Annotated in this window: 2 protein-coding genes; both read right to left on the bottom strand. The window is 70.1% G+C overall.

Features of this window, described 5'->3' with window-relative positions:
* Positions 1-29: 29 nt before the first annotated feature.
* On the bottom strand, positions 30-1,535 hold the full coding sequence (locus tag ACIQZO_RS40430; protein ID WP_403636413.1) for an ISKra4 family transposase: 1,506 nt from the start codon (positions 1,533-1,535) through the stop codon (positions 30-32).
* A gap of 26 nt (positions 1,536-1,561) precedes the next feature.
* Positions 1,562-1,993, bottom strand: a complete 432-nt coding sequence (locus tag ACIQZO_RS40425) for a hypothetical protein (RefSeq protein ID WP_267761785.1) — start codon at positions 1,991-1,993, stop codon at positions 1,562-1,564.
* Positions 1,994-2,185 lie beyond the last annotated feature (192 nt).

The raw sequence follows: 2,185 nt of genomic DNA, 5'->3' as shown, positions 1-2,185 counted from the left end.
GGGTGTAGATCTATTGAGGGTTCTGGCGATCAAGCCGCCGGCATGAGCGTGTCGCGGTAGCGGGCCTGGTGATTGCGGGTGAACTCTTGCTGCTCGTGCCAGGCCCAATAGATGTCGAAGTCGCCGTTGCTGCGCAGGGCGCGGAGTTTCAGTACGGCCTCGGCGCCGGAGAGGCCCCAGCGGGCGCCGGTGATGTCGAGTCGGTCTTTGACCAGGTGGCGGCAGGCCCCCTCGATGATCCCCGTGGCGATCGGGAAGCCTTCACGCAGGGCGAGTTCGTAGCGCAGGTAGGCCGCCTTGTTCCTCAGGTAGCCGACGGCGTCGTCGATGCCCTTGCGTGAGCCGGGCCTGAGCCCGGCAGCTTCTGCGGCCGTGGTGATCGAGGATGCGGCGTGTTCGGATCTTCCGGCCAGGATGGTGCGGGCGTGGCCGGCGACCCAGGCTTCAGCCTCGCGGTCGCCGGCCGGGTGAAGGCAGTGCGCGGCGTCCCACAGGTATTCGAGCACGTGGATGATGTCGATGAGGATGTGCACGGTGACGTTCCGGCGTCCGGCCTCGGCCTGGATGAGGTCGAGTTGGTGGCGGGCGCCGTCGACCAGGACGACCCAGGTCCGGAGGTGGTCGGGGTCGCGGGCTTCGGCCTGGTCGAACACCGCGGCGATGACCTGTTCGGCGGTGTCGTTCACCGAGCCGCACAGCCACTTGGACCTGGCTTTCGGCCCGGGGCGGCGTTCCTTCTCGACGTCGGCGGGATCGACGGGGTCGGCGATGATGTCGTCGACGGTGCGCGGGGCGGGCTCGGTGTCGTAGACGGTGCCCAGGGTGGCCATGCGCTTGCGGCCGTGTTTCTCCCCGGGCGCGAGCCTGGTCGCCATCTTGTTCCCGTTCTTGGCCGCGGCGGCTTTCGCTGTGGCCTCGCGCAGCGCCTCGGGCCTCATCACCACGCCCTTGCCGTCGGTGGACAGGACCAGCAACGTGGCATCGGTGCACGGTTCGGGGACCAAGGCCTGGTAGAAGGCGTCGATGTCGGCCGCGGCGGCCACGGCGAGCTCCTGGACCTGCCGGTGGCCGATCCCGGCGCCGGTCAGCGTGTTGACCCGGTCGAACGCTTCCGCGAAGGAGCCACGGGCCGACTCGGTCGCGGCGAGCTTGGCCAGTCCCAGGCTGTGCATCCCGGCCGGCATGTTCAACGCGGCGTCGGCCAGATGCAGATCCGCCGCGCCGGTGGCCCGGTAGGCGATCCGGGTCGCGGTGACCTTCCCGAACACCGTGGCCAGGATGCGGGCCCGCCCGCGCTCGATCCGGGTGCGCTCGACACCGATCGCATCGACCACCTGCCCGGCCCGCCGCTCGCGGACCGCGCGCAGGTCCAGATGGTCCTGGAACAGCTGCCGGGTCACCTCGCGCATCCGCGCCGCGAGCAGGTCCTCCAGTGCCGAATGCGTCAACGCGGCGGCGTCCGGCGCGGCCAGATCCGTGGCCACCTGCTCGAACAGGCCGCGCGAGGCGGCGAACGCGGTCTCGGTCGCCGTCAGACCGCCACCGGCTCCCAGCGCCGCGCTCACCAGCCCAACTTCCGTCCGTCCACCTTGAACAACCCCGGCCCGGTCTCGGACAAGATTCCCCGCTCCACCAGGCGCTTGAGCTTCGAACGCATACCCTCCACGTGACGGGCCTCCGTCTCCAGCCCCAACTCCACGCACACGTCCTTGCACCGCCATGCCGATCCGGACGTGGCGAACAGCGCGATGATCCGCTGGTAGTCCGGCGACATCACCGTCACATCGCCCACGGCCTCAGCCGCCAGCAGCGCCGCGGCCACATCGACCGGCCCGGACGCCGCCGCCCCGGCGGCATCACCTGCAACCGCCACCCGCGGACCGTCGGCCAGCACCAGTTTCACCGTCTCCCGCGTGATCTGCAGCCGCGACAGCTCGGCCTCCACCCGGGACAACTCATCAGAAACCCCCGCGATCTGCTCGCGCAACTCCACAGCCCTGGACCGGCACGCACTCTCCCTGGCATCCAACGCGGCCATCAACGACGGCACCACACCACCCGCCCCCACCCGACGCCCGCACCCACGGCGGGCTCACCTCGCCGACGGTAGAGACCGCTCCGCACCGTCACATCACAAACCCCTGCGGATCACCCCAACGAGGCACCCTCACAAGATCTGCACCCA

Source organism: Streptomyces sp. NPDC097617 (assembly GCF_044761485.1).
In the GTDB taxonomy this organism is placed as follows: Bacteria; Actinomycetota; Actinomycetes; order Streptomycetales; family Streptomycetaceae; genus Streptomyces.
The sequence above is the reverse complement of the archived record's forward strand: the minus strand, read 5'-3'. Positions and strand labels throughout refer to the sequence as shown.